Source organism: Streptomyces sp. NBC_01723, from assembly GCF_036246005.1.
Classification (GTDB): Bacteria; Actinomycetota; Actinomycetes; order Streptomycetales; family Streptomycetaceae; genus Streptomyces.
On sequence record NZ_CP109171.1, the window covers coordinates 3252598 to 3275769 of the forward strand.

General features: G+C 70.8%; 18 protein-coding genes, 1 pseudogene and 1 riboswitch. Of the genes and pseudogenes, 5 read left to right on the forward strand and 14 right to left on the reverse strand.

Going from position 1 to position 23172, the window contains the following annotated elements; translation table 11 throughout:
- Window positions 1-285: 285 nt before the first annotated feature.
- Both OIE75_RS15040 and OIE75_RS15045 read left to right on the forward strand, forming a co-directional pair.
- A complete protein-coding gene (locus OIE75_RS15040) occupies window positions 286-1056 on the forward strand; it encodes an ABC transporter ATP-binding protein (protein ID WP_329471193.1) in 771 nt (256 codons plus the stop codon).
- A 57-nt stretch (window positions 1057-1113) separates the two neighbouring features.
- Window positions 1114-3645: an ABC transporter permease gene (locus OIE75_RS15045; protein WP_329471194.1), complete on the forward strand. Its 2532-nt coding sequence runs from the start codon at window positions 1114-1116 to the stop codon at window positions 3643-3645.
- A gap of 71 nt (window positions 3646-3716) precedes the next feature.
- Here the strand turns inward: OIE75_RS15045 and OIE75_RS15050 are convergent, their stop codons facing one another.
- The 14 genes and pseudogenes from OIE75_RS15050 to OIE75_RS15115 form a co-directional block, all read right to left on the reverse strand.
- The gene (locus OIE75_RS15050; protein WP_329471195.1) at window positions 3717-5033 is read right to left on the reverse strand and encodes a cyclopropane-fatty-acyl-phospholipid synthase family protein; all 1317 of its coding nucleotides are present in this window, start codon (window positions 5031-5033) and stop codon (window positions 3717-3719) included.
- Window positions 5034-5255: 222 nt separating this feature from the next.
- Window positions 5256-6674, reverse strand: a complete 1419-nt coding sequence (locus OIE75_RS15055) for an NAD(P)/FAD-dependent oxidoreductase (protein ID WP_307012775.1) — start codon at window positions 6672-6674, stop codon at window positions 5256-5258.
- A gap of 511 nt (window positions 6675-7185) precedes the next feature.
- Complete coding sequence (locus OIE75_RS15060; protein ID WP_329471196.1) at window positions 7186-8127, reverse strand: Ppx/GppA phosphatase family protein; 942 nt, start codon at window positions 8125-8127, stop codon at window positions 7186-7188.
- Window positions 8124-8675, reverse strand: coding sequence for a DUF501 domain-containing protein (locus OIE75_RS15065; protein WP_307012777.1), 552 nt, complete (start codon window positions 8673-8675; stop codon window positions 8124-8126). Before OIE75_RS15065 ends, OIE75_RS15060 begins: the two co-directional genes overlap by 4 nt.
- Window positions 8676-8724: 49 nt before the next feature.
- On the reverse strand, window positions 8725-9207 hold the full coding sequence (locus OIE75_RS15070) for an FtsB family cell division protein (protein ID WP_125491366.1): 483 nt from the start codon (window positions 9205-9207) through the stop codon (window positions 8725-8727).
- Between the two features lie 102 nt (window positions 9208-9309).
- Complete coding sequence (gene eno, locus OIE75_RS15075) at window positions 9310-10590, reverse strand: phosphopyruvate hydratase (RefSeq protein ID WP_079030721.1); 1281 nt, start codon at window positions 10588-10590, stop codon at window positions 9310-9312.
- Window positions 10591-10833: 243 nt separating this feature from the next.
- Window positions 10834-11535: a transglycosylase family protein gene (locus OIE75_RS15080; RefSeq protein ID WP_329471197.1), complete on the reverse strand. Its 702-nt coding sequence runs from the start codon at window positions 11533-11535 to the stop codon at window positions 10834-10836.
- A 3-nt stretch (window positions 11536-11538) separates the two neighbouring features.
- Window positions 11539-11705, reverse strand: a riboswitch (cyclic di-AMP (ydaO/yuaA leader).
- A 183-nt stretch (window positions 11706-11888) separates the two neighbouring features.
- A complete protein-coding gene (locus OIE75_RS15085) occupies window positions 11889-12929 on the reverse strand; it encodes a LysM peptidoglycan-binding domain-containing protein (protein WP_329471198.1) in 1041 nt (346 codons plus the stop codon).
- 142 nt (window positions 12930-13071) lie between these two features.
- The gene (locus OIE75_RS15090; protein ID WP_307012780.1) at window positions 13072-14379 is read right to left on the reverse strand and encodes a cytochrome P450 family protein; all 1308 of its coding nucleotides are present in this window, start codon (window positions 14377-14379) and stop codon (window positions 13072-13074) included.
- Window positions 14376-15353 (reverse strand): nucleoside triphosphate pyrophosphohydrolase, encoded by a 978-nt coding sequence (locus tag OIE75_RS15095; protein ID WP_329471199.1) that lies wholly within the window; start codon window positions 15351-15353, stop codon window positions 14376-14378. Before OIE75_RS15095 ends, OIE75_RS15090 begins: the two co-directional genes overlap by 4 nt.
- A gap of 65 nt (window positions 15354-15418) precedes the next feature.
- Window positions 15419-16066 carry a SurA N-terminal domain-containing protein gene (locus OIE75_RS15100; protein ID WP_307012782.1) on the reverse strand — a complete coding sequence of 216 codons (648 nt, stop codon included), beginning with the start codon at window positions 16064-16066 and terminating at the stop codon, window positions 15419-15421.
- Window positions 16067-16213: 147 nt separating this feature from the next.
- On the reverse strand, window positions 16214-17704 hold the full coding sequence (pkaE, locus tag OIE75_RS15105) for a serine/threonine protein kinase PkaE (protein WP_329473995.1): 1491 nt from the start codon (window positions 17702-17704) through the stop codon (window positions 16214-16216).
- A gap of 53 nt (window positions 17705-17757) precedes the next feature.
- Window positions 17758-18342: a hypothetical protein gene (locus tag OIE75_RS15110; protein WP_307012783.1), complete on the reverse strand. Its 585-nt coding sequence runs from the start codon at window positions 18340-18342 to the stop codon at window positions 17758-17760.
- Between the two features lie 123 nt (window positions 18343-18465).
- Window positions 18466-18888, reverse strand: a pseudogene (locus OIE75_RS15115) (HNH endonuclease family protein); the annotation flags it as partial.
- A gap of 123 nt (window positions 18889-19011) precedes the next feature.
- Here OIE75_RS15115 and OIE75_RS15120 point away from each other — a divergent pair.
- From OIE75_RS15120 to OIE75_RS15130, 3 genes are read left to right on the forward strand one after another with little or no spacing between them, the layout of a single operon-like run.
- Window positions 19012-20142, forward strand: a complete 1131-nt coding sequence (locus tag OIE75_RS15120) for a tyrosine-type recombinase/integrase (RefSeq protein WP_329471200.1) — start codon at window positions 19012-19014, stop codon at window positions 20140-20142.
- On the forward strand, window positions 20139-22343 hold the full coding sequence (locus tag OIE75_RS15125; protein ID WP_329471201.1) for a tyrosine-type recombinase/integrase: 2205 nt from the start codon (window positions 20139-20141) through the stop codon (window positions 22341-22343). Before OIE75_RS15120 ends, OIE75_RS15125 begins: the two co-directional genes overlap by 4 nt.
- On the forward strand, window positions 22340-22939 hold the full coding sequence (locus OIE75_RS15130; RefSeq protein WP_329471202.1) for a DUF6262 family protein: 600 nt from the start codon (window positions 22340-22342) through the stop codon (window positions 22937-22939). The genes OIE75_RS15125 and OIE75_RS15130 overlap by 4 nt, the downstream gene beginning before the upstream one ends.
- Window positions 22940-23172: the final 233 nt, after the last annotated feature.

Below are 23172 nucleotides of genomic sequence, written 5' to 3' on the forward strand. Positions count from 1 at the left end.
GAGGGTCCATCAGTTCCTGGTTCAGGCCATCAGTACTCGCCAACAGCCTCGCGAGTGGCGGCCCGCGGCGCACGTGGAATGACGGGATTTCACCGTCCCGGTCAGGGCGCCCGCCCCGTTCCGCCGTCGGGGTCGGCCGTCATCCGCAGGTATGACACCGCCGCCGCCCGTCCGACCGAAGTCGCCCCCCGAAACCGGAACAGCGGCTGACTACACGGCGCCGTCCGGGCGGAACGATGGGAGACGTCCCCGAGCACACGCCGTACCGACAGGAGCGCCTTTCCCGTGACCACCGCACCCATCGCCGACCGGTCCACCGTCGTGGCCGCACGCGCCACGGAGCTGTCCAAGATCTACGGCCAGGGTGAGACCCAGGTGGTCGCTCTGGACCGGGTCTCCATCGACTTCCGGCAGGCCGAGCTGACCGCCATCATGGGCCCCTCCGGCTCCGGCAAGTCCACGCTGATGCACTGCGTGGCCGGCCTCGACACCTTCTCCTCCGGCTCCGTGCGCATCGGTGAGACCGAACTGGGCTCGCTGAAGGACAAGCAGCTGACCAACTTGCGCCGGGACAAGATCGGCTTCATCTTCCAGGCGTTCAACCTGCTGCCGACGCTGACCGCGCTGGAGAACATCACCCTCCCGATGGACATCGCGGGCCGCAAGCCGGACAAGCAGTGGGTGGACTCCGTGATCCAGATGGTCGGCCTCTCCGGCCGGCTCGGTCACCGCCCCGCCCAGCTCTCCGGCGGCCAGCAGCAGCGCGTCGCCGTGGCCCGGGCGCTGGCCTCCCGGCCGGAGATCATCTTCGGTGACGAGCCGACCGGAAACCTCGACTCCCGTTCCGGCGCCGAGGTGCTGGGCTTCCTGCGCAACTCGGTGCGGGAGCTGGGCCAGACCGTCGTGATGGTGACCCACGACCCGGTGGCCGCGGCCTACGCGGACCGGGTGGTCTTCCTCGCCGACGGACGCATCGTCGACGAGCTGTACGGGCCGACGGCCGACGCGGTGCTGGACCGCATGAAGCGGTTCGACGCCAAGGGCCGCACCAGCTGACGTCCCCCCGCCCGCCCCCGTACCGACTCGTACGTACGTCTGGACAGAGAAGACCCCATGTTCCGTACCGCCTTGCGCAATGTCTTCGCGCACAAGGCCAGGTTGCTGATGACCGTGCTCGCCGTGATGCTCGGCGTGGCGTTCGTGTCGGGCACCCTGGTCTTCGCCGACACCCTCTCCAACGCCTTCCGCAACCAGTCGGCGAAGAGCTACGACGACGTCGCCGTCGCCGTCAGCTCGCACGCCGACCCCGACAACCCCAAGGAAGAGCCCGGCCTCTCCGGCGAGGTCCTCGACAAGATCTCCGCCGTGGACGGCGTCGCCGGGGTGTACGGCCGCGTCGAGGGCTTCGCCGGTGTCGCCGACCCCGACGGGAAGCTCATCGGCGTCGGCTGGTCCAACAAGGGCTCCAACTTCGCGCCCGGCAAGGACGGCAAGGACACCGCGTACACGTTCACCGACGGCTCCGGCCCGGTGAAGGACGACCAGATCGCCCTGGACGAGGAGTCCGCCGGCAAGGGCGAGTACAAGGTCGGCGACCGGGTGCGCGTCGCGACCAACGGCCCGGTGAAGGAGTACACCCTCAGCGGTGTGTTCACCACCGAGGACGGCGCCGTCAACGCCGGCGGCAGCCTCGTCCTCTTCGACACCGCCGTCGCCCAGCAGCAGTACCTCCGGCCCGGCTACTTCGAGAGCGCCACCGTCGCCGCCGCCCCCGGCGCCGACGACACGCGGGTCCTGAAGGCGGTCGAGCCGCTGCTGCCGGAGAGCGCCGAGGCCCAGACCGGCCAGGCGCTCGCGGACGAGCAGGCCGACCAGATCGAACAGGGCATGGGCAACCTCAAGCAGGTCCTGCTCGGCTTCGCGGGCATCGCGCTCTTCGTCGGCATCTTCCTGATCTCCAACACGTTCACGATGCTGGTCGCCCAGCGCACCAAGGAGATCGCCCTGATGCGTGCCGTCGGCGCGTCCCGCAGGCAGATCACCCGCTCGGTGCTGGCCGAGGCCGCGCTGGTGGGTCTGGTGGCCTCGGCCGTCGGCTTCGCCCTCGGCGTCGGTCTTGCCGTCGGACTGCGCTCCGGCATGGCGGCGCTCGACATGAAGATGCCGGCCGGTCCGCTGGTCCTGTCCGCCACCCCGGTGGTCGCGGCGTTCCTGGTGGGCGTGCTGATCACGGTGTTCGCCGCCTGGCTGCCGGGCCGCCGGGCCGCGAAGATCCCGCCGGTGGCGGCCATGAACAGCGTCCACGCGGTGGCCACCACCAAGTCGCTGGTGCTGCGCAACTCCATCGGCGCGGCCGTCACCGCCCTCGGTGCGGTGGGGATCGTGGCGGGCGCCTCGACCGGCGGCGACGACGGCCGGCTGTACATCGGCGCGGGCGCGTTCCTGGCGCTCATCGGCGTGATCGTCCTCATCCCGCTGCTGTCCCGGCCCGTGATCGCACTCGTCCGTCCGCTGCTCGTCGGGCCCTTCGGGGTGGCGGGCAAGCTGGCCGGCCAGAACGCGGTCCGCAACCCCCGCCGCACCGGCGCCACCGCCTCGGCGCTGGCGATCGGGCTGACGCTGGTGACCGCCCTGTCGGTGCTCGGCGTCACGGTCGGCGCGGCCATCGACAAGATGACCACGGACAACATCAGGGCCGACTACATGGTCTCGATGGCCAACGGCGGCGACCTCGACCGGTCCGCGCTGACGGCCCTGGAGAAGGCCGACGGCGTGTCCGCGGTCTCGCCGCAGCAGGACGCCTACTTCCGGGTCGACGGCGACTTCGTGTCCGCCTCGGCGGTCACCCCGGGCGACATCGAGAAGGTGCTGACCGTCGACACCGTCAGCGGCAACGCCGGCTCGCTCGCCCAGGGCCGGATCGCGGTCGCCGAGGAGACGGCCGAGAGCAGGGGCTGGAAGCCCGGCGACACCGTCTCCGTCACCTTCGACGACGACGAGAAGGCCGAGCTGACGGTCGGTGCCGTCTACAAGGACAGCGAGTTCCTCTCCCCCGTCCTCGTGGACCGGAAGGTCGTGGCCGGGCACGAGGCCAAGCCGTCCATCCGGGAGATCTTCGTGAAGACCGACGGCGGCCAGTCGGCGGCGAACGAGAAGGTCCTCGTCGACGCGCTCGGCGACAACCCCGCGATCACCGTGATGGACCGCCAGGACATCCGCGACGAGTTCGGCGGCGCCATCAACACCCTGCTGAACGTCATGTACGGCCTGCTGGCGATGGCCCTGATCATCGCGGTGCTCGGCGTCGTCAACACCCTCGCGATGTCCGTCTTCGAACGGCAGCAGGAGATCGGCATGCTGCGCGCGATCGGTCTCGACCGGCGCCGGGTGAAGCGGATGGTGCGGCTGGAGGCCGTCGTCATCTCGGTGTTCGGCGCGGTGGTGGGCATCGGTCTCGGCACGTTCCTCGGCTGGGCGATCGGCGAGACCGTCGCGGACAGCATCCCGGGGTACGCGCTGGTCCTGCCCTGGGACCGGATCGGGATCTTCGTGGTGCTGGCCGGTCTGGTGGGTGTCCTGGCCGCCATGTGGCCGGCCCGCAACGCCGCCCGGCTGAACATGCTGAACGCGATCAAGACCGAGTGACCTCACCGCGACGCGGCGCACCGAGGGCCGGGCTCCCCGCACGGGGGCCCGGCCCTCGGGTCGGGTGCGGGTCAGGCTCGGCCGGGCGCGCCCCACACGCGGGCCCGCAACGGCATCCCGGAGGCGCCCGAGGCGGGGGTCTTCACGGCGAGGACCTGGTTGACGCCGATGCGGTTGCGCTCGAAGGCGAGCGCGGAGGCGGCCATGTACAGCCGCCAGACGCGGGCGCGGCCGGGGCTGACCAGTTTCAGGGCCGCCGTCCACTCGGCCTCCAGGTCGGCGACCCAGCGGCGCAGGGTGAGCGCGTAGTGCTCGCGGATCGACTCCACGTCGCGCACCTCGAACCCGGCCCGCTCCAGCTGGGTGACGGTGGTGCCGACGGGGGCGAGTTCGCCGTCCGGGAAGACGTAGGCGTCGATGAACTCGTCGACCTGGTAGGCGGACTCGTCCCGCTGGGGGCGGCGGGCGATCTGGTGGTTCAGCAGCCGTCCACCGGGCTTGAGGAGCCGGTGCAGGTCGGTGGCGTACTCCAGATAGCGCTCGGCGCCGACGTGCTCGGCCATGCCGATGGACGAGATGGCGTCGTACGGCCCGTCGGACACGTCCCGGTAGTCCTGGACGCGGATCTCCACCCGGTCGGTGAGGCCCTCGTCGGCGACGCGCTTGCGGGCGTAGGCGGCCTGTTCCTGGGAGAGCGTCACGCCGACGACGCTCACGCCGTGCTCGCGGGCCGCGTGGATCGCCATGGAGCCCCAGCCGCAGCCGACGTCGAGGAGGCGCTGACCGGGGCTCAGACCGAGCTTGCGGCTGACGAGTTCGAGCTTGTCGCGCTGGGCGTTCTCCAGAGTGCCGCCCTCGGCCGGAAGGGCCGGCCAGTAGGCGCAGGAGTACACCATGGACGGGCCGAGGACGAGTTCGTAGAAGTCGTTGCCCACGTCGTAGTGGTGGCTGACGGCCCGTCTGTCGCTGCGCCTGGTGTGCAGGTGGCCGCGGGCCCGGCGGATCTCCTCCGGCGGCGGTGCGGGCGGCAGCGGCGGCCCGCCGAGCCGCACCAGTCCGCGTACGGCGGCCCGGACCTCGGGGTCGCGCAGCGCCTCGGCCAGGCCCCGGGCGTCCTCTCCGCGCTCCCAGACGAGTCCGGCCATCGCTTCGAGGACGGTGTAGAGGTCTCCGTCGACGTCGAGGTCGCCGGCCACCCAGGCACGGGCCAGGCCGAGTTCGCCCGGTTTGAACAGCAGGCGGCGCAGGGCCCTGCGGTTGCGGACGACGAGGGTCGGCGCACCCGGCGGGCCCGCCTCGGAACCGTCCCAGGCGCGGATGCGCACCCGGAGAGGTGCTCCCAGCAACTGTTCGAAGAGGTCCTGCAGCCGCAGCGCGGCGTCAGCCATGGCGTACCTCCGTGACGTGCGATCCCGGAATGTCCAACACCACGTAAACACCTGGGAGCCCGCCGCACAGTCCCCGGCACGCGTTACGACTCGGCAAAATACTTGTACACACCATCGGAATCGTCGCCCCGCCGGAGCAACGCGAAGGGGCCGCCCGCACCACGGATGGCGGGCGGCCCCTTCGGGGGTACCGCGGGTACTACCGACGCTCGGGAGCCGGGGTCAGGAGGCCTTGGCCTTCTCCTCGGCCTTCTCCGACGACGCGATCTTCTCGCCCTGGTCGGCGGCCTTCGGCGGCGCGACCGGGGCCGGCTTGGCGGCCTCGTAGAACTCCTCGCGCGGAGTCTCCATCGCACCGAGGGAGACGACCTCGCGCTTGAGGAACATGCCGAGGGTCCAGTCCGCGAAGACGCGGATCTTCCGGTTGAACGTCGGCATCGCCATGCCGTGGTAGCCACGGTGCATGTACCAGGCGAGACGGCCCTTGAGCTTGATCTTCATCTTGCCCATGACGATCATCGCGACGCCCTTGTGCAGGCCGAGGCCCGCCACCGCGCCCTTGTTGGCGTGGCTGTACTCCTTCTGCGGGAAGCCCCGCATGCCGGAGATCACGTTGTCGCCGAGGACCTTGGCCTGGCGCAGCGCGTGCTGGGCGTTCGGCGGGCACCAGGCGTTCTCGTTGCCCGCCTTGCGTCCGACGAGGTCCGGCACCTGGGCGTTGTCGCCCGCGGCCCAGATGTAGTCGGTGCCCTTGACCTGGAGGGTCGGCTCGCAGTCGACGTGACCGCGGGGACCCAGCGGCAGGCCGAAGCGGGAGAGCGCCGGGTTGGGCTTGACGCCGGCCGTCCACACGATGGTGTTGGAGTCGACCTCCAGCCCGTTCTTCAGCACCACGTGGCCGTCGACGCAGGAGTCCATGGAGGTGGACAGGTAGACCTCGACGCCGCGGCCCTCGAGGTGCTCCTTGCCGTACTGGCCGAGCTTGGGACCGACCTCGGGGAGGATCTTGTCGGCGGCGTCGACGAGGACGAAGCGCATGTCCTCGCGGGAGACGTTGGTGTAGTACTTGGCCGCGTCGCGGGCCATGTCCTCGACCTCACCGATGGTCTCCGCGCCGGCGAACCCGCCGCCGATGAAGACGAAGGTGAGCGCCTTGCGGCGGATCTCCTCGTCGGTGGTGGAGTCGGCCTTGTCGAGCTGCTCCAGGACGTGGTTGCGCAGGCCGATGGACTCCTCGATGCCCTTCATGCCGATGCCCTGCTCGGCGAGGCCGGGGATCGGGAAGGTGCGGGAGACCGCGCCCATCGCGATGACCAGGTAGTCGAAGGGCAGCTCGTACGCCTCGCCCACCAGCGGGGCGATCGTGGCGACCTTGCGGTCCTGGTCGATGGTGGTGACCCGGCCGGTGAGGACCTCCGCCTTGGGGAGCACGCGCCTGAGGGGGACGACGACGTGTCGGGGGGAGATGCTGCCGGCGGCGGCTTCGGGGAGGAAGGGCTGGTAGGTCATGTACGACCGCGGGTCGACGACGGTGACGGTCGCCTCGCCGTAACGCATCTTCTTCTGGATGCGTCGAGCTGCGTACAGGCCTACGTACCCACCGCCTACTACGAGGATCCTGGGACGCTCCGTGGTGCTCATGCCATCGAGTATCCACCCGCCCCAGGGGGGTCGTTCGTGCGCCCCTTCACAAGCTCATGTTAGGTCTGTGTTACCATCCGCCACTCACGTGACGGAGATCATGGTGAGGAGAGGAACCGGACCCCCTCACACCCCGTTGTCAATGCCGCGTGAGCTGCCCCTCCGTGCCGCCGGGGACGGTGGACCACCCCCTCGCGACCCCTCTTCGAGGCACCCTCCGAGCACCGTCCTGAACACGTTCAAAGGGCAGTTGAAGCCCCAAAAGGGTCAGCGACCGCGCTTTCGTCGTCCGACAGGGCCCAATTCCTTGTGAAGAACTTCACGAACTTTCCGGACGGGACGTCACCGGGAGGCCCGTGAGGCCCCCCGGCAGCCGCTCAATCGTCGTCCGTCCTGCTCAGACCGGCACCCCGCGGGCCAGGGCCTGTCGTTTGGATCATGCCGGCGTCGCGGGGCTCGGGTGAGTCAAAGGCGCAGTCTCTGTCAGCCGGCCTGACCCAAACGACAGGCCCTACGCGACCGACCACGCGATGCCGTCGAGGATGTCGTGTTCGCTCACGACGACCTCCTCCGCACCGGTCCGCTCCATGATCGAGAGCAGCACCAGCGCGCCCGCCCCGATCACGTCGACGCGGCCCGGGTGCATGGAGGGGACGGCCGCCCGCTCGGCGTGCGTGGAGCGCAGCAGCCAGTCGGTGATCTCCCGGACCCGGTCCCGGGAGACCCGGGAGTGGTGGATGGCGGCCGAGTCGTACGCCGGCAGCTCCTGCGCGATGGCGGACACCGTCGTCACCGACCCGGCCAGCCCGACCAGCGTGCGCGCCTCGCGCAGCGGCACCGTCTCCTCGGCGAGGTCGAGGGCCGCCTCGATGTCGGCCCGCATCGCCGCGACCTGCTCGGCGGTGGGCGGGTCGGTCACCACGCCCTCGCGCACCAGGTGCCGCTCGGTCATCCGCACACAGCCGACGTCCACCGAGCGGGCGGCGCGCACATGGTCGTCGCCCACCACGAACTCGGTGGAGCCGCCGCCGATGTCGACGACCAGGTAGGGCCGGTCGAGGTCGTCGCGCCCCGCCAGCTCCCGGGTCGCCCCGGTGAAGGAGAACTCCGCCTCCTGGTCGCCGGAGATGACCTCCGGCTCCACACCGAGGATGTCCAGCACCCCGCGCACGAAGTCGTCGCGGTTCTCCGCGTCCCGGGAGGCGGAGGTCGCCACGAAGCGCACCCGCTCGGCGCCGTGCTCCTTGATCACCTCGGCGTACTCGCGGCACGCGGCGAAGGTCCGCTCCAGCGCCTCCGGCGCCAGCCGCCCGGTGCGGTCGACGCCCTGGCCGAGCCGCACGATGGTCATGCGGCGGTCCAGGTCGGTCAGCTCACCGGTGGCCGGGTCGGCGTCCGCGACGAGCAGCCGGATCGAGTTCGTACCGCAGTCGACGGCGGCGACACGGGTCACTGGGCGTCCTCCTGGTCGGCGGGGCCGGCGGGGTCGGCGGGCGTCACGCACGGCCCCTTGCGCCACCACTCGGGCAGCAGCGCGATCGCCTCGTCGCCCAGCGGATTGACGCCGGGTCCGGCCGCCAGCGAGTGGGCGACCAGCACGTGCAGGCACTTGACCCGGTCCGGCATGCCGCCCGCGCTCGGGAAACCGGTCAGCTCCTCGATCTCGTCGCGGCGCCGGATGTAGTCCTCGTGCGCCGCGCGGTAGGCGTCGGCCAGCTCCGGGTCGGCGGCGAGGCGCTCGGTCATCTCCTTCATCACGCCGTTCGCCTCCAGCGTGCCGATGGCGGAGGCCGCCTTCGGGCACGTCAGGTAGTACAGCGTCGGGAAGGGGGTGCCGTCGGGCAGCCGCGGTGCCGTCTCCACGACGTCCGGCTGTCCGCAGGGGCAGCGGTGCGCGATGGCGCGCAGGCCGCGCGGAGGACGGCCGAGCTGCTGCTTGAAGGCCAGCACGTCCGCGTCGGTGGGCTCGGTGCGCGGCGTGGTCGGCGGGGGAGTCTGCATGACTGTCTTCTGCTGGTCTTCCTGTTGAGTCAGTGCCGGCGCGGTCGGTTCACGGCCGGCGGGCGGCGGCGTCGGCCTTGTCGACACCGTCCCAGACGTTCCGGTACCAGGGGCGGTCGGCCCCGCCGGACTCGGCGCGGGCCTTCCTGGCGGCGTCCGGGTCGACGACGACGAACCCCGTCTCCCCCGGCATCACGTAGTGCAGCCGCAGCCGGACCTGCTGCTCGGCGTAGGCGTCGTCCTGCCAGCGCGCCTTGAGGTCGCGCAGCTCCTCGACCCGGTCCCGGGTCTCCTGCTGCTCCCGCCGCAGATCGGCGATCTCGGCGCGCTGGGCGACGTACTGCCGTATCGGATAGGCGAGCGCCACGACGAGGGAGCAGAGCACCATCGCGAGCAGCGCGGCCCGGCCGGTCAGCCGGGAGCGACGGGCCTGGCGCTTGGTCTGCGAGCGGTAGACCCGGGCCGCGGTCTGTTCCCCGATGATCCGGATCCTGGTCGCGGTGGAGAAACGGTCCCGGTCCTTCACCGCCATGTCTGTCCCCGCTTCCCGTCCACACGTGCGTACGTCCCCGCACACGGTACGGGACCGAGTACGGGGACGTACGTACGACGCCGCCTACGACGGCGGCGGCGCTCAGCCCTTGAAGCGCGGGAAGGCGCTGCGGCCGGCGTACACCGCGGCGTCGTCGAGGATCTCCTCGATGCGCAGCAGCTGGTTGTACTTGGCGACGCGCTCGGAGCGGGCCGGGGCGCCGGTCTTGATCTGGCCGCAGTTGGTGGCGACGGCCAGGTCGGCGATGGTGACGTCCTCGGTCTCGCCGGAGCGGTGGGACATCATGCACTTGAAGCCGTTGCGCTGGGCCAGCTCCACGGCGTCCAGGGTCTCGGTCAGCGAACCGATCTGGTTGACCTTGACGAGCAGGGCGTTGGCCGAGTTCTCCTCGATGCCGCGGGCCAGGCGCTCCGGGTTGGTGACGAACAGGTCGTCGCCGACGAGCTGCACCTTGTCGCCGAGCTTGGCGGTGATGGTGTTCCAGCCGTCCCAGTCGTCCTCGAACAGCGGGTCCTCGATGGAGACCAGCGGGTACGCCTCGACCAGCTCGGCGTAGTACTCGGTCATCTCGGCGGCGGTGCGGTTCTTGCCCTCGAAGGCGTAGGAGCCGTCCTTGTAGAACTCGGACGCGGCGACGTCGAGCGCGAGGGCGATCTGCTCGCCGGGGGTGTAGCCGGCCTCCTTGATCGCCTCCAGGATGAGGTCGAGGGCCTCGCGGTTGGAGCCGAGGTTCGGGGCGAAGCCGCCCTCGTCGCCGAGGCCGGTGGCCAGGCCCTTGTTCTTCAGGACCTTCTTGAGCGTGTGGTAGACCTCGGCGCCCCAGCGCAGGGCCTCGGAGAAGGACTCCGCGCCGATCGGGGCGATCATGAACTCCTGGATGTCCACGTTGGAGTCGGCGTGCGAGCCGCCGTTCAGGATGTTCATCATCGGCACCGGCAGCAGGTGCGCGTTGGGGCCGCCCAGGTAGCGGAAGAGCGGCAGGTCGCTGGCCTCGGAGGCGGCGTGGGCGACGGCGAGGGAGACGCCGAGGATGGCGTTGGCGCCGAGCGAGCCCTTGTTGTCGGTGGCGTCCAGGTCGAACATGGCCTGGTCGATCAGGCGCTGCTCGGTGGCGTCGTACCCGACCAGCTCCGGGCCGATCTGCTCGATGACGGCGAGGACGGCCTTCTCGACGCCCTTGCCGAGGTAACGGCCCGGGTCGCCGTCACGGAGTTCGATGGCCTCGAAGGCACCGGTGGAGGCGCCGGACGGAACGGCGGCACGACCCGTGCTGCCGTCGTCGAGGCCGACCTCGACCTCGACCGTGGGGTTGCCTCGGGAGTCCAGGATTTCCCGGGCTACGACGACGTCGATGGACGGCACGAGCATCTCCTTCTTCAATGTGACGCTTCGGTGTGACGCGCGGGTCCGCAGGACCGCGTCGGCTCTGCGGGACCGAGCCTAACCGGCTCCGGGCGATCGGCCAGCCGATCGCCCACCCGCTGGACAGAACCGAGAGTAAATTGTTTCCGAACGGAACAAAGAGGGCTGGGCGACGGGCGCAAAAATCCCGCCCCGGTGCGCACGGGGAACACGCACCGGGGCGGGAATCGCGACAGGAGCCGCTTACTTCAGGTGCAGCTGCTGACCCGGGAAGATCAGGTCGGCCTCGTCGACGATGTCGTCGTTCAGCTTGAACAGCTTCTCCCAGCCGCCCTTGACCTCGTGCTTCTCGGCGATGGAGCTGAGGGTGTCACCCTTGACGACCTTGTACTCGCCGTCACCCTTCTCGACCTTCTTGCCGGTGGGGGTGGTGACCGTCTTCTCCTCGGCCTTCTTCTCGGCCTTCGGCTCGGCGGCCGGGCGCTCGTCGGAGCGGGACGCCTTCTGCTCGGTGGAGCGGTCGGCGGTGGAGCCGCTGTCCTGGCTCTCGCCGGAGCCGCCGCCGGTGTTCGCGGCGTTCGAGAGGCCGGTGCCGCAGACCGGCCAGGCACCCTTGCCCTGGCCCGCGAGCACCTTCTCGGCGATCTCGATCTGCTGCGCCTTGCTGGCCTGGTCGGCGGTGGCGGCGTACTGGGTACCGCCGTAGCCGGCCCAGGTGGACGCGGAGAACTGGAGGCCGCCGTAGTAGCCGTTGCCGGTGTTGATGGACCAGTTGCCACCGGACTCGCACTGGGCGACGGCGTCCCACTCGGAGGTGGTGGCGGCGGAGGCGTTGCCGGCCGCCATCAGCGGGGCGGCGACGGCGGCACCGGTCACGCCGGCGACGGCGATGACGCGAGTGGCCTTGGACGGACGACGGTGCTTGCCCTTGCCGGAAAACAGCATGGTTGATCCCCTCACCGACGCCTGCGAGGTGAGCTGTCGGGTTCGGGCCGGTTGAGTTGCCCGGCCGGGTTCCTCGCGGAACTCGGCTCCACCCCTAGCCGCTCCGGCAGAACTGCCCGGTGCGGCACTTACCTTGGGTCCCCCGCTCCTGCCTTCGGCGCTTTACGCGACGACTGTTCCCGTACGGCCGCTGGCAGGATTCGGCGTTGCGGCTGTCGGGGCCCGCGGTGGCGAGCGGTCATGACCGTAGACACGCGCTCCGCGGATTTTCAAAGACGATCACGGCTTCTGAGACCTATCTCTCACGAGATCCAAAACGGACATAGAGTCTCTAACCGTGACGTGAACTCCCCCTACTTTTCGCCCGATTCGCCCGTGACCGTGAGCGTCTGACCGGGCAGGATGCGGTCGGGGTCCTGGCCGACGACCCGCTCGTTGTCGGAGTAGAGCGCACGCCATCCGCCGTCGACACCAAAGGAGTCGGCGATGGCCCAGAGATTGTCCCCGGAGCGGACGATGTACGAGCCGTCGTCGGCGTCGCCCGACCCTCCGTCACGCGAGGCGTGCCGGCCCGAGGTGCTGTCGGTGAGGCCCTTCCAGCGCCCGCCCTCGTCCGCACTGTCGCCGCGGTGCTTGCCCGAGCCGGACGAGCGGTCGGCGGCCTCCGGTTCGTCGGTGGCGCGGCGGTCACTTTCAGGCGATGTGCCCGTCTTGGCGGATTGATCCTTGCCGCCGGACGAGTCGTCAGAGGAATCCGACCCGGAGGACGGAGAAGACGACGAAGGGGACGAAGCGGACGCGCCGGGAGTCGGCGCGGTCTCCTTCTCCGAACCCGACGGCGACGACGCGTCGGACGACTCGGATGATTCGGACGACTCGGGCGAGTCCGACGCCTTGGGCGAACCCGTCGGCTCGGGCGTCTTGGACCCGGCGGCCGATCCGGCGGGGTCGGGGGTGTCCGACGTCTTCGGGGCCTGCGAACCCTCCGACGCGCCGTCACCCGTCGGGGCGGTGGCGCCCGGGGGGTTGCCGAGACCCGCGAGCAGCCCGCAGGTCGGCCAGGCCGCGATGCCCTGGTCCGCGTACAGCTTCTCGGCGATTCTTATCTGCTGGGAGCGACTGGCCTGGTCGGCGCTGGCCGCGTACTCCAGACCGCCGTACCGCTCCCACGCCTCCTGGGGGAGCTGGAGGCCGCCGTAGTAGCCGTTGCCGACGTTCTGGCTCCAGGCGCCGCCGGTCTCGCACTCGGCGACCTGGTCCCAGTTCGCCCCGGCCGCGTGGGCGCCGGTGGCGCCGAGCAGCGGGATGGCGATGGCGGAGCCGGTCACTCCGGCGGCGACGACCAGTGCGGGAGCCTGGCGGGGGCGGCGGTGACGACCGTTCCCGGAGAGCATGCGACGACCTTTCACAGACGACGGGGACCGTGCGGCGGGTGATGCTCGTCGCCACACTGGTTCGTGAACGTATAGGCAGATGATCGCTTGTCACAAGTTCATGCCGCACAGATCACGTGAAGATCACAGAGTTGAGGGCGTGTCACGTTTGCCTTGACGACGCACCGTTGCCGAGTGCTGACGCGGACGGCGTGAACGAGACGGGCAAAGTGCGCAGACCCCGCATGATGAGCCCGCCGCGCCAGCGCAGTTCGCCCGGGTCGGCGGCGAGGCGCAGGTCGGGGAGGCGGGTGAGGAGCGTGGCGAGCGCGGTCTGCCCCTCCAGCCGGGCGAGCGGGGCGCCGAGGCAGTAGTGGATGCCGTGGCCGTACCCGAGGTGCTGGCTGTCGCGGCGGGCCAGGTCCAGGGTGTCCGGGTCGGCGAAGCGCTCCGGGTCCCGGTCGGCGGCGGCCAGGACGACGAGGACGGGATCGCCCGCCGCGATCTCCTGACCGCCGAAGGTGAGCGGCTCGGTGGCGAAGCGCCAGGTGGCCAGCTCCACCGGGCCGTCGTAGCGGAGCAGTTCCTCCACGCCGGTCTCCAGCAGGCCGCGTTCGCCGGCCGCGAGGGAGGACTGGAGGCGGGCGCGCTGCTCGGGGTGGGTGAGCAGGGCGTAGGTCCCGTTGCCCACCAGATTGACCGTGGTCTCGAAACCCGCGAAGAGAAGGATGAAGGCCATCGCCGCGGCCTCGTTCTCCGTGAGGTGCTCGCCGTGGTCGGAGGCGCGGATGAGACCCGAGATGAGGTCCTCGCCGGGGCCGGGCTCGGGCGGCAGCGCGGCGCGTTTGCGGTGGATGAGGTCGGCGAGGTAGCCCCGCATCTTCTTGACCGACCGCGCCACACCGCCGCGTGGGCCCCCTCCGTGACGGATCATCATGCCCGCCCAGTCCCGGAAGTCGTCCTGGTCCTCGCGGGGTACGCCGAGCAGGTCGCAGATGGCGTAGATGGGCAGCGGGAAGGCGAAGTCGTGGATCAGGTCGGCGGAGCCGTCGGCCGCGAACCGGTCGATGAGGTCGTCGGCCAGCTCCTGCACCCGGGGTGCGAACTCGGCGACCCGGCGAGGGGTGAACGCCTTGCTGACCAGTCGGCGCAGCCGGGTGTGGTCCGGCGGGTCGATGTTCAGCAGATGGGTCATCAGCTCGGCCTTCCGCTCCCCCGGAATGCCCGTCTTGCCCTTGGCGTGCGCGGGCTCGTCGTGGTGGGCCGGGTTCTTGGACAGCCGGGGGTCGGCGAGGGCCTGCTTGGCATCGGCGTACCGGGTGACCAGCCAGGCCTCCACGCCGCTGGGCAGCCGTGTGCGGTGCACGGGGGCGTGTTCGCGCAGCCAGGCGTAGGCGGGGTAGGGGTCGCTGGCGAACTCCCAGGTGAACAGCTCGGGGGCGGGTCCGGCGGGCTGCGGGCGCGGGGTCACCCCTCGACCCCCCGGATCGCGTCCCGGTACGCCCGGGCCGCCGCTCTGAGCGCCGCCTCCGGGTCGGTGCCCTCGGACTCGGCGCGGGCGGCCAGGGCGAGGAGGTCGTAGCCGATGCCCTCGCCGGAGGGGAGGGGGACCCGGAGGCCGGCCTGGCGGACGCGGGAGGCGAGCTTGGCGGCGAGGGCGAGGCCGGGCTGGCCGAGGGGGACGCCCTCGGTGACGGAGGTGCGCTGCTTCTCGGCGGCCTTGGTGCGCAGCCAGTGCTCCCGGACGTCCTCCGGGGTGGCGGCCGTCTCGTCGCCGAAGACGTGGGGGTGGCGGTGGATCAGCTTGGTGACGATGGTGCCGGCCACGTCGTCGACGGAGAACGGCGCGTCCGGGTCCTCCTCGGCGATGCGGGCGTGGAAGACGACCTGGAGGAGGACGTCGCCCAGTTCCTCGCGCAGCTCGTCGCGGTCGCCGTCCTCGATCGCCTCGACGAGTTCGTAGGCCTCCTCGATGGCGTACTTGGCGAGGCCCTTGTGGGTGCGCTGGGAGGACCAGGGGCATTCGAGGCGGATGCGGTCCATGACCTGGATCAGGTCGAGGAGGCGGGCGCCGGGGAGGTCGTAGGAGGCGGGGAGCAGCTCCAGCTCGGGCATGTGGACGCGGCCGGAGCCGGCGAGGCGGGCCAGTCCGTCGGTGAGCGCGGGGTCGCCCTCGCCGGTCGCCACGACCACCGCGGTGCGGCCGCCGGCGCAGGCGCCGACCAGTTCCTCGGCGGTGGGGGCCGCCTCGTCGACCCGTATCCCCGCCTCGCGCAGGTAGGGCAGCTGGGGGTGGGTGCCGTCGGCGCACAGCACGCGGTCGGCGGTGCGCAGGGCCTGCCAGGCGGGCCAGGAGAGCAGGCCGGGGGCGACGCGGTGACTGGTGGTGAGGAGGACGATGCGGCCCGGGTCGGCGGGGGCCGCGTCGGCGGTGGTTGCGTTCACTCCACGAACGTAACGCATGCCCCGGACGCCCCCCGAGTTGTCCACAGGGGGCCTGCGCAGGACCGTTACGCCGTCTCCTGGCTCCTCGCGGCGGTGGTCTCCCGCAGCCACGGCGTCTCGGCGTTGACGCGGCTGCTCTTGCGGACGTCCCAGGCGCCGTAGCGCGGGTTGAGGTCGACGTCGAGCTTGGCGGAGGCCTTGGACAGGGCCTGCCAGAACTCGGGGCGGCTGGTGTCGGTGCCGAGGCCCTGGGCCAGCTTCTGGGCCTCCAGCTGGAGGCGGAGGTTCTCGTCGAGGCGCTCGGGGGCGACGCCGTACTGCTGGAGCCAGGCCGTCTCCAGCTGCTTCGGGCCGCCGGCCTGCTCCTCCAGGCCCGCGCGCATCGCCTGCACTTCCTTGCGGGTGACGGTCACACCGGCGTCCCGGGCGGCGCGGTGCAGCACCTGGTCCAGGACCATGCCGTGCAGGGTGTCGCGGGTGAGGGTGCCGGTCTGGGCGACGACCTGCTGGTACTGGGTGTCGTCCGGGACGGCGGCCCGCTGCGCCGCGCGTACCTCGTCGACGCGGTTCTCCAGCTGGGAGACGGTGATGCGCTGGTCGCCGACGACGGCCGCCGCGCCCGGATGCGCGTCGTTGCCGCAGGCGGTGAGCAGGGGTGCCGCGGCGGCGATCGCGGCGGTGAGGAGGAGCGCGGGGCGACGGCGGCGGTGCAAGGAGACCTCCCGTTGGAGATTGTGCGACGGTGCACAAGGTCTTGCGATGATCGATGTTAGGCAGTGGCCCGGCTCTGGCCAACCCATTGGACCAACGATTCACCAGGACTTCGGGCACCGCCTCGCCCCCGCGCGCTGCGGTGGTCGTCAGCCGCGCATCCGGCCCAGCCAGTGGAGCGTCCGCCGGACGTCGGAGGCGAGCGGGTGGCCGGGGCCGTGGACGCGCTCCACGTCGTGCAGCAGCCGGGCCAGTGTGTCGTGGGCGGCGGGGCGGTCGCCGAGGGCGAGCAGCAGGTGGCCGACGCGGCGGCGGACGTCGTGGGCGAGGTCGGGGTCGCCGGCGACGTACTGGTTCTCGTAGTAAGGGAGCAGCGCGCGGTACTCGGCCAGGGCGGCGGCCGGTTCGCCGAGCTGTTCCAGGCACTGGGCGGCGTCGTAGCGGTGGCGCAGGGACTGCGGGTCGGCCTGGCCGGCCTCGGCGGCGCGTTCGTCGGCGAGGCGGCGCAGTTCGGGCAGGGCGCGCCGGTACTGGCCGTCGTCCATGAGGGTGGCCGCGTACTGCTTGCGCAGGGTGCGGACGACCGGGGAGCGTTCGCCGTGCTGTTCGGCGGCGGTGGGCAGGATGGCGCCGAGGATGTCGACGGCCTGGGTGATGCGGCCCTCGCCGAGGAGGCGTTTGACCTCGTCGACGGCGCGGGCGACGTCCGGCTTGGCGGCGTCCGCGGTGGGCGGCACGGGGGCCGGCTGCGGGGCGGGGGTGCGGGCGCGGTTGGGCCAGGGGGCGTGCGGGCGGACGAAGGGGCGGGTGGGGTCCAGCGCGCGGCCGGTGGGCATGCCGCGCGCGGGGAGCAGCAGCGCCAGGTGTTCGTAGACCTCCTGGGCGGAGTCGGGGCGGTGCTGCGGGTCCTTGGCGAGCAGGCGCAGGACGAGGGCTTCGAGCGCCTCGGGGACCTCGGGGCGGACACGGCGCACGGGCAGCGGCGGTTCGTACAGGTGGCGGTGGAGCACGCCGAGCGCGGTGGAACCGGCGAACGGCACGTCGCCGCTGAGCAGTTCGTGCAGGACGACGCCGAGTGCGTACAGGTCGGTGTACGGGCCGACGGCGCCGCCCATGGCCTGCTCGGGCGCCATGTAGGCGGGCGAGCCGATGGGGGTGCCGGTGTGGGTGAGGCGGGTGGTGTCGGCGTCCATGACGGAGGCGACGCCGAGGTCGAGGACGGTGACGGTGCCGTCCTGCTTCACCATCACGTTGCGCGGTTTGAGGTCGCGGTGGACGATCGGCACGGCGTGCACGGCACTCAGTACGGCGCACAGTTGCGCGGCGACCGCGACGGCCCACTGCCACGGGTAGGGGTCGTGTTCGGCGAGGTGGTCGGCGAGGTCGGCGCCGTCGACGTACTGCATGACGAGGAAGAGTTCCTCGCCCTCGCTGCCCGCGTCGTGCACCGTGACCAGGCCGGGGTGGTCGACCTGTGCGGTGACCCGGCACTCGCGGACGAACCGGCGGCGCAGTTCGTCGGCCTCCTGCCCGGCGACCTTGTCGGGGCGCAGCAGCTTGACGGCCACGCGCCGGTCGAGCCGTCGGTCGTACGCCGTCCAGACCTGGCCCATGCCGCCCTGTCCGACGAGTTGGGACAGCTCGTAGCGGTCGGCGACGACGCGTCCTGTCGTGCCGGTCGCCTGCCGCGCGCTCACGTTCCGCCCTGGTGACCGGCGCCGCCGTTGCCGTCGTGGCGGCGCAGGTAGTCGCTGAGTTCGTCGAGTTCGGCGCGGACTTGGTCGATGCGGGCGGGCGGGGGCGGCGTCTGCCGCGGGGGCGGCGGTGTGGTCTGCGGCGGCGCGGTCTGCGGCACGGTGGTGGCCGTGAACGGCGAGGAGGGCTGCTGCGGGTAGCCGTAGCCGGGGGTCGGGGTCGGGGCGTAGCCGCCGTACCGCTGCTGCTGGAAGTGGCGCACGTCGGCCGCGATGTAGTAGGCGATCACGGCCACGAGTGTGATGAGCAGCAGCGCGAGTCCGGTGTAGCCGCCGGGGGTGTGGATCTCGTCGCCGGGCTCGGTCCCGATCAGCACGATGCTGAGGATGTCGACGGCCAGGACCGCCACGAACAGGCCCCAGTCCACGGACCTGCGGGTGACGACCGCCAGCCGCAGCAGCATCACCCAGGTCAGGAAGCCGCAGGTGAGGACCGACAGGGTCACGAACAGCACGCGCATGGAGACCAGATACCCGGGTGAGGGCGGCTGCTTCACCGGCTGCGTGTAGCCGTGGCCGTGCATGGCTGCTCCTGGTACCTGGAACGGGCGGATGTCGCGTCGAGCGTATAGGCCGACACCGACAGGCGGCCCCGGGTTGTACCGAACCGTTGTCGACCTGATCACTCCGGCCGGCCGAGGGCGGTGTCAGCCGCCGCACTGGCGGAGCATCGCCTCCCGGTCGGGCGCGGTCACCGCCAGTTCGTACTTGGCGGCGACCTGGGCGAAGCGGACCGCGTACGCGCACCGGACCTGCTTGGCCGGCGGGAGCCAGGAGGCGGGTCCGGAGTCGCGCTTGGCGGAGTTGGCGCGGCCCTGGACGGGGATCAGGTTGAGGGGGTCGTTGGCCAGTTGCTCGCGCTTGTTCTCCGTCCATCGCGAGGAGCCCATCTGCCAGCTGTAGGACAGCGGCACGACGTGGTCGATCTGGACCTCGCTCGCCTCCTGCTTGCGCCACTCGATGGTCGTTCCGGTGTAGGGGTCGTCGAGGCTCATCGCGACGACCACGCAGTCGGAGCCGGAGCGGAAGCGGACCTCCTGGCCGTCGCGCTTGAGGAGGTCGTTGCGCGTTATCTCTATCGCCCTCCAGTCCTCGATGCACATGAGGCACAGCCGTAACCCCTTCTTGTCCCTCGCAGTTATCAGTCACGCCATGAGGCACATGAGTGACATCGGAGACAGGAAGCAGATCCCGTGACATTACGCGCAGAGAAGGCCGTGTCGCCTACGACCGGCGAGATCACCTGGCTCCTCGTCAACGAGGAGACTTGCGCGCCTCACCCCGAGGCCCGCGAGTTCTCCCTGTATCTGCGCGGAGCCGGGCGGTCACCGCAGACACAGCGCGCATACATCCCCAGAATCGGCCGCTTCCTCAACTGGTGCACGGAGCGGGGGGCCGACTGGAAGGCCGTCCGACTCCGGGACGTGAGCCTGTTCAAGTTCCACGTCGAGCGGACACCGACCCGGTACGGGCGGCCTCCGACCGGCAAGACGGTCAACGCCACGCTCACCGCGGTCTGCGAATTCCTCCGCTTCTGTGCCGTCCAGGGACATGTGGCCCACGAAGTCGCCGCTCGTCTCAGCGAGCCCCGCTTCCTCACCCACGCCCCGGCCGGCTTCGATCCCGGCGAGGGTGGCCAGCACCTTATGGTCAAAGCCCGCGTCCTGAAGGCGCCGGAGATCGAGCGGGCGCCACAGACGCTCACCCGCGCCCAGACGGATCAGCTCCTCGACGCCGCGCGCACCGCGCGTGACCGGCTGCTGCTGACTGTTCTCGTAGAAGCGGGTCTCCGCATCGGTGAAGCTCTCGGACTGCGGCGTGAGGACATGCATCTGCTCCCCGACTCCACTCACCTCGGCTGCCGGACCGGTGGCGCACACCTGCACGTCAGACCTCGGCACGACAACGTCAACGGGGCACGGGCCAAAGCCGGGCGACCTCGCATGGTTCCGCTGACGCCAGAGGTGGTGCATCGATATCGCGATCACCTCGCCGAGCGTGAACAGGTGGCCGGCTCCACCGACTGTGACTACGTCTTCGTCAACCTCGTCGGCGTCCACGCGGGACGTCCTCTCTCGTACTCCAACGCCAAGCAAGTGATCGAACGGATCGGGAGGCGCTGCGGTCTGACCGCCCGACCGCACATGATGCGGCACACTGCCGCCACCCGCTGGATTCGCAACGGGGTCGCTCCGGACGTCGTACAGACCCTCCTGGGCCACGCATCCTCGGCGAGCACCGCCGTGTACCTGCACGCCCAGGACGAGGATCTCCGCGCAGCCGTCGCGGCCGTCGAAAGCCTCGCGACGGAGCTGCTGCGATGACCATTGCACTCTTCGGCTCCGCTGCCGCTTCCTCCGTCCCTGTTGTCCCGGAGTGGCCGTCGTGGCTCGCGGCACGCCTCCCGTCGGGCTGGCGCACGGATGAGTGGGACCCTGTCCAGGCGCTGTTCACTGCCGATCCCGGCAACCCGACGACCAGCGTGTTCATCTGCTCCGTGGTCGCCTGCGTCACCCATGTGGCGAGCAACGGATCCCGCTGCGACGCCTGCCGGAAAGCCCGCTACCTCCTGGGGAACCCCGCGGACTTCGACACCACGCACACCCCGGATCCGTCCCGCCGCAAGCCCAACACCTCTGCGAACGGGGCAATGCCGGGCGTCTCCCAGTTCTCGCTCGCCGATGTGAGCCCGGCGGTCCGCCAGGAGCTCCTGTACGGGCTCCAGCAGCGCGACGACGCCGGGATCAGCCTGGTCCCCCAGCGGGTACGCCGCATTGTGGCCGGTCTCCCTGCCGGACTCGGCTCGCTCCTCGACCTGGACGCCTCTTTCCCCTCCGGGCTTCCGGCTGCGACCGCCGGCGTCCTGAACGGTGTTCTGCTGCACGTCCGCCGCGCACGTGTCGAGTTCGAGGGCACCGACCCGACCTCCGGCGACGTGTGGGAGTGCGCTCTCATCGGGCTGACGGCCGGGCGCGGTCGCAAGTACGCCGCTGTCTACGGCGACATCGACTTCCGCCCGGTGAAGCAGCGCTGGCTGCGGGACCTGGTCAAGGAATACGGACGCACCGCGCGTCCGGCGGTCCTCGATCTCCGGCAGACCGTATACGCGGCCACCATCGCCTCCTCCGCGCTGGCGGGCAGGCCGCACAGCGAGGAGCCTGAGGCGCTCACCATGGCCGATATGAACGCTGTGGTGGACCTCTTCCGGATCATCAAGCGGCCCGAGGACGGGCACGACTACTCCACCAGCCACCGCAGGGCCCTGCTCCGCTACTGGCGCACGTTCCTGGAATACGCCCGCCAGGCCGGGATGATGGACCACGTGCCCGGCGGGTTCGCCCTCAATCCCCGCTTCCACTCGATCGCCGCCGTGGAGGTGACCGAGGACGATCTCGGCCGCGCGATCCCCGAGCACGTCATCGCCCAACTCGACGTGCACCTCGGCCTGCTGGGCACCTCGACGGCCTATGCAAGCGGCGGCTGGACGGCCGCCGACTTCGCGCGGATGTATCAGGTGGTCTACGCGGTCCTCCGGGACACCGGCCGACGCCCGGGTGAGGTCACCAGCCTGCACCGTGACTGTCTGGAGCGGGTCGAGGGCAAACCGACGCTGCTCTACGACAACCACAAGCGGCGGCGGCACGGCCGCCGCCTGCCTGTCTCGGAGAGCACCGCCCAGCTGGTCGAGACCTGGCAGCGAGAACTCGATGCGCTGCCGGTCGTGCCGGGCTGTGCTCAGTGGCTGTTTCCCTCACCGGGACAGCGCAATCGTCCACGCCGTGGGCACCTGAACGCTGCGCAGTTCTGCAACCGGATCTTCCGCGACTGGATCGACGAGCTGATCCCGGACCTCGTGGACGACCGGCTCGACGAGGACGGCAACCCGCTCGCTTACGACCGCACCCAGGTCGTTCCGTACGGCTTCCGCCACGCCTACGCCCAGCGCCATGCGGACGCGGGCACCCGCCCCGACGTCCTGCGGGAACTCATGGACCACCGTTCGCTGGACGTGACCATGGGCTACTACAAGGTCTCCCTCACCCGGAAACAGGAGGCCGTACGGACGGTCGCGACGCTCGCCGTCGACCGGCACGGCGCAGCTCACGGCTTCAGCGATCCCCTCGCCTACGAGGTGGAGAGCGTCGCCGTTCCCTACGGCGGCTGCACCGAACCGAGCAACGTCAAGGCCGGCGGCGGGCACTGCCGCATCCGCTTCCAGTGCGCCGGATGCGATTTCTACCGGCCTGATCCCTCCTACCTGCCAGCCCTGGAACAGCAGATCGCGGACCTGCGGGCCGACAAGGAAGCTGCCGTTGCCATGGAGGCCGCCGACTGGGTCGTACGCAATCTCGACGACCAGATCCGCGCCTACTCGAAGTCGGCCGACGAGATGCGGCGGAAGCTTGAGGCGATGCCCACCGACGAGCGGGACGCCGTCGAATCCGCTTCGCGCGAACTGCGCAAGGCCCGCTCGGCCGCAGCCTTCGTGCCCCTGCAGGCACTGACGACACGGAGCCCCGGATGAAGCGCCCGGCCCCTTCGAACGCCAACGACCGGGACGCCCGGGTCGAGCGTCTGCGCGCCAGCCGTGCCCAGGACAGTGAAACCAAGACTGCGCGCGCACTCGAAGCAGTAAACGGCCTTCTCCGGACGGGACGACGCATCACTGTTGCTCAGGTAGCGCGGGAGGCAGCGGTATCCACCTGGTTCATCTATAACCAGCCTCGGGTGCACGAGGCCGTCGAGGCCGGCATCTCCGCCCAGCGTGCGCAGGGACACCGAATCTCCTCGTACCCAGCAGCCCAGCAGGTGTCCTCTGCCGGCCTGCAAACGGATCTCGCCCTGGCCCGTGAAGAGATCAAGGACCTCAAGCGCGAGCGCGATCGCCTCCGAGAACGCGTCCGGCTCTCGCTAGGAGCAGAACTGGAGGAAGCAGATCGCGCTCAACTGGTCGGCAGGGTCCAGGAGCTGGAACGAGAGAACGCTGTCCTTCGCGCCAAGCTAGGGAAGTCCCAGGAGTGTTGTTCCGCGCTGGAGGGCCGGCTCCGGGAAGCTGAGGACGACCTCACTGCTGCCCGCGCGAGCCTCCGTAGGGCAATGCGAGCAGTCCCGGGCAGCTGACCGACGAGCGGTCGGCGGACGGCCTCTGCCGACCGTTACGGTCCCGGCACACCGGCCTGCCTTGGGCCGCCGGATCAACTCATCCCGGGTCAGGCCGCAATCGATGAGTGCCGCCTGGCCGCCCCGCGCCACCACGTTCTCCAGACAGAGGTCCGTACGGCACCCCAGATTCCCTTCGGCCCCGGACGGGAGTCTGCACCCGCGCCGTTCCGTGACCCGGGGCGGGAGCCAGG

Bases quoted from the DNA above. Each gene is read 5' to 3' on its own strand.
- OIE75_RS15045 (WP_329471194.1), top strand. From the start codon at position 1,114: ATGTTCCGTACCGCCTTGCGCAATGTCTTCGCGCACAAGGCCAGGTTG.
- OIE75_RS15050 (WP_329471195.1), bottom strand. From the start codon at position 5,033: ATGGCTGACGCCGCGCTGCGGCTGCAGGACCTCTTCGAACAGTTGCTG.
- OIE75_RS15055 (WP_307012775.1), bottom strand. From the start codon at position 6,674: ATGAGCACCACGGAGCGTCCCAGGATCCTCGTAGTAGGCGGTGGGTAC.
- OIE75_RS15065 (WP_307012777.1), bottom strand. From the start codon at position 8,675: ATGCAGACTCCCCCGCCGACCACGCCGCGCACCGAGCCCACCGACGCG.
- OIE75_RS15070 (WP_125491366.1), bottom strand. From the start codon at position 9,207: ATGGCGGTGAAGGACCGGGACCGTTTCTCCACCGCGACCAGGATCCGG.
- OIE75_RS15080 (WP_329471197.1), bottom strand. From the start codon at position 11,535: ATGCTGTTTTCCGGCAAGGGCAAGCACCGTCGTCCGTCCAAGGCCACT.
- OIE75_RS15085 (WP_329471198.1), bottom strand. From the start codon at position 12,929: ATGCTCTCCGGGAACGGTCGTCACCGCCGCCCCCGCCAGGCTCCCGCA.
- OIE75_RS15110 (WP_307012783.1), bottom strand. From the start codon at position 18,342: ATGCACGGCCACGGCTACACGCAGCCGGTGAAGCAGCCGCCCTCACCC.
- OIE75_RS15125 (WP_329471201.1), top strand. From the start codon at position 20,139: ATGACCATTGCACTCTTCGGCTCCGCTGCCGCTTCCTCCGTCCCTGTT.
- OIE75_RS15130 (WP_329471202.1), top strand. From the start codon at position 22,340: ATGAAGCGCCCGGCCCCTTCGAACGCCAACGACCGGGACGCCCGGGTC.